This is a genomic window from Methylibium sp. (assembly GCF_031393925.1).
Classification (GTDB): Bacteria; Pseudomonadota; Gammaproteobacteria; order Burkholderiales; family Burkholderiaceae_C; genus Methylibium.
This window is the reverse complement of the sequence record NZ_JANMWL010000287.1, coordinates 1-2,636: the sequence shown is the minus strand read 5'-3', so window position 1 is coordinate 2,636 and position 2,636 is coordinate 1. Positions and strand designations below refer to the sequence as shown.

Below are 2,636 nucleotides of genomic sequence, written 5' to 3'. Positions count from 1 at the left end.
GGCCTTGAAGCCGCGCTCGGGCAAGGTCGCGCTCGATGGCACCGACCCGTGGATGCAACCGGTGCGCGCCTTGCAGCGCCTGCGCGGGCATCTGTTCCTTGCGCCGCAGACGCCGCCGCTGCCGCCGCGCCAGCGTGTCATCACCGCCGTGCTGGCCGCGCGCCTGCCGGCGCTCAGCCTGGCGGCCAGCCTGCGCTCGCTGTTCTATCCGATCGACATCGAAGGCGCGCATGCCGCGCTCGAGCGTTTTGGCCTGGCCGACAAGCTGTTCGAGCGCGTCGACCGGCTCTCCGGCGGCGAGCGCCAGCGGGTCGGCCTGGCGCGCGCGCTGCTCGCGCCCGCCTCGCTGTGGCTGATCGACGAGCCGCTGTCGGCGCTCGACCCGACGCGCGCTCAGCAGGCGCTGGCAACGCTCATCGAAGAGGCGCGCGCGCGCGGCGTGAGCTTGCTTGCATCCATGCACCAGGTCGACATCACCTTGGCGAGCTTCCCGCGCATCGTCGGCCTGCGCGAAGGCGTGGTGGCGTTCGACCTGCCGGCGCGCGAAGTCACCCGTGAGCGCCTGATGCGCCTCTATGCGCAGCACGAGGACGAACTCGAAGGCGCGCCCGCGCCGGCGCTCGACCGGCCGAGCCCGGCCTTGCCGGCCGGCCTGCATTGCCGATGAGCCCGCACGGCCGCGCGGGCCACGAAGGGGCCACTTGCGTGGCTCTTGGCGAATGCTCCCGCCTGGCGGGACAGCGCGCAGCGCGAAGGCTGCTCGAGTGAGCGCGGCGCCGCCGCTGCGCGACCCGGCCTGGCACGGCCGCGTGTTCTGGCTGGTGGCCGCGGCGCTGCTGATGTGGCCGCTGCTGGTGGCCACCGAGTTCCGCCCCTGGCTGTTGTTCGGTGGCCCGAGCAGCGAGGCGACCTTGCGCTTCCTCGGCGCCTTTATTCCGCCCGCGCACGGCGCCGACTTCCTGCTGATGGTGGCGCGCGAGAGCTGGCGCACCGTGGCCATCGCCACCGCCGGCATCGCGCTCGGCCTCGTGATCGCGCTGCCGGCCACCTTGCTGTCGGCGCGCGTGTTGTCGATCTCGGCGTTGTCGGGGCGCATGTCGACGCACTCGGCGCTGCTGCGCCAGGCGCTGCGCTGGGGGCTGATCGCGCTGCGCAGCATTCCCGAGCTGGTGTGGGCGCTCGTGTTCGTGCGCGTGGTCGGCCTCGGCCCGACCGCCGGCGTGCTGGCGATCGCGCTCACCTACGGCGGCATGCTCGGCAAGGTCTACGGCGACATCCTCGAAAGCGGCGACGCCGCGGTCAGCGTCAACCTGCTGCGCAACGGCTGCGGTCGCCTGCAGGCGTTTTTCTACGGCCTGCTGCCGCAAAACGCCGCCGAGCTGTCCTCGTACACGGTGTACCGCTGGGAATGTGCGATCCGCTCGTCGGTGGTGCTCGGCTTCGTCGGCGCGGGCGGCTTGGGCCAGCAGCTCGACAGTTCGATGAAGATGTTTGCCGGCGGCGAGGTCGCGACCATGCTGCTGGTGTTCGTGGCGCTGGTGTGGCTGGCCGATCGCACCAGCAGCTTCCTGCGCCGCGCGCTCGGTTGAGGCGGCGTCGCACGACATGAGACATCCTGTGTCAACACTTGCTGCGCGGACCGAGCGCCGGGCCGCTCCCAAGCCGGCCCGCATCCCCTCGGGGGATCGGCCGACGTACCCGGCGCGCGAGCGGCGCCATTGAGCATGGACCCGCGCCCCGCCGCCAACCCGCCTTACCGTTTGCCGGCGCGCCTGTTCGACGCGCGCTGCAAGGCCTGCTGGTTCACGCTCGGCGTGCTGCTGCTGGTGGTCGCCAGCTTCTGGAGCCTCGACCTGCAATGGCACGCCTTTTTCTCGCTGCAGGCGCTGTCCGACATGGGCCGCTTTGTCGGCGAGTTCTTCCCGCCCGACCTGTCGCCGCCGTTCCTGCGCCGCTTGCTGGCCGGCTCGATCGAGACCTTGGCGATGTCGGCACTCGGCACCGTGCTGGCGGCCGTGTTCGGCCTCTTGCTGGCGCTGCCGGCCAGCCGCACGCACGCCGCAGACCGTGCCCTCTGGCGCGCGCCGACGCGCCTCTTGCTCAATGCGCTGCGCGCCATTCCCGAGCTGGTGTGGGCCGCGCTGTTGCTCATCTCGGCCGGCCTCGGCCCGTTTGCCGGCACCTTGGCGCTGGCGGTACACACCAGCGGCGTGCTCGGGCGGTTGTTCGCCGAGGCAATCGAGAACGCCAGCGATGGCCCGGCCTATGCATTGCGCGCCCAGGGCATCGGCCCGGTGCGCGTCCTTCTCTACGCCACCTTGCCGCAGATCGCGCCGCAGCTCATGAGCTACACGCTTTACCGCTGGGAGAACAACATCCGCGCCGCCGCCGTGATGGGCGTGGTCGGTGCCGGCGGCCTGGGCCAGATGCTGGCCTTTCACATGGGCCTGTTCCAGATGGGCAAGACCGCCAGCGTGCTCGGCGCCATGCTGCTGCTGGTGGCGCTGGTGGACGCGGCGAGTTACGCCATCCGGCGTGCCATGACGCGCTGAATCAACGACGGAGAGGAAACCGCAAGCGCGCCGGCCATCGGCAACTCCATCAGCCTTGCCGATGGCGCCATTGCAGCCATTGCA

Annotated in this window: 3 protein-coding genes; all 3 read left to right on the top strand. The window is 71.2% G+C overall.

Going from position 1 to position 2,636, the window contains the following annotated elements; all coding sequences use genetic code 11:
* Nucleotides 1–667 (top strand): ATP-binding cassette domain-containing protein (locus RMO12_RS14880; RefSeq protein ID WP_309639870.1); only part of this gene is annotated, 667 nt, incomplete at its 5' end.
* Between the two features lie 172 nt (nt 668–839).
* On the top strand, nt 840–1,589 hold the full coding sequence (locus RMO12_RS14875; RefSeq protein WP_309639871.1) for an ABC transporter permease subunit: 750 nt from the start codon (nt 840–842) through the stop codon (nt 1,587–1,589).
* Nucleotides 1,590–1,724: 135 nt separating this feature from the next.
* On the top strand, nt 1,725–2,552 hold the full coding sequence (gene phnE, locus RMO12_RS14870; RefSeq protein WP_309624657.1) for a phosphonate ABC transporter, permease protein PhnE: 828 nt from the start codon (nt 1,725–1,727) through the stop codon (nt 2,550–2,552).
* The last annotated feature ends 84 nt before the right edge of the window (nt 2,553–2,636 follow it).

Coding starts and splice junctions, on each gene's coding strand:
- RMO12_RS14875 (WP_309639871.1), top strand. CDS start 840: ATGTGGCCGCTGCTGGTGGCCACCGAGTTCCGCCCCTGGCTGTTGTTC.
- phnE (WP_309624657.1), top strand. CDS start 1,725: ATGGACCCGCGCCCCGCCGCCAACCCGCCTTACCGTTTGCCGGCGCGC.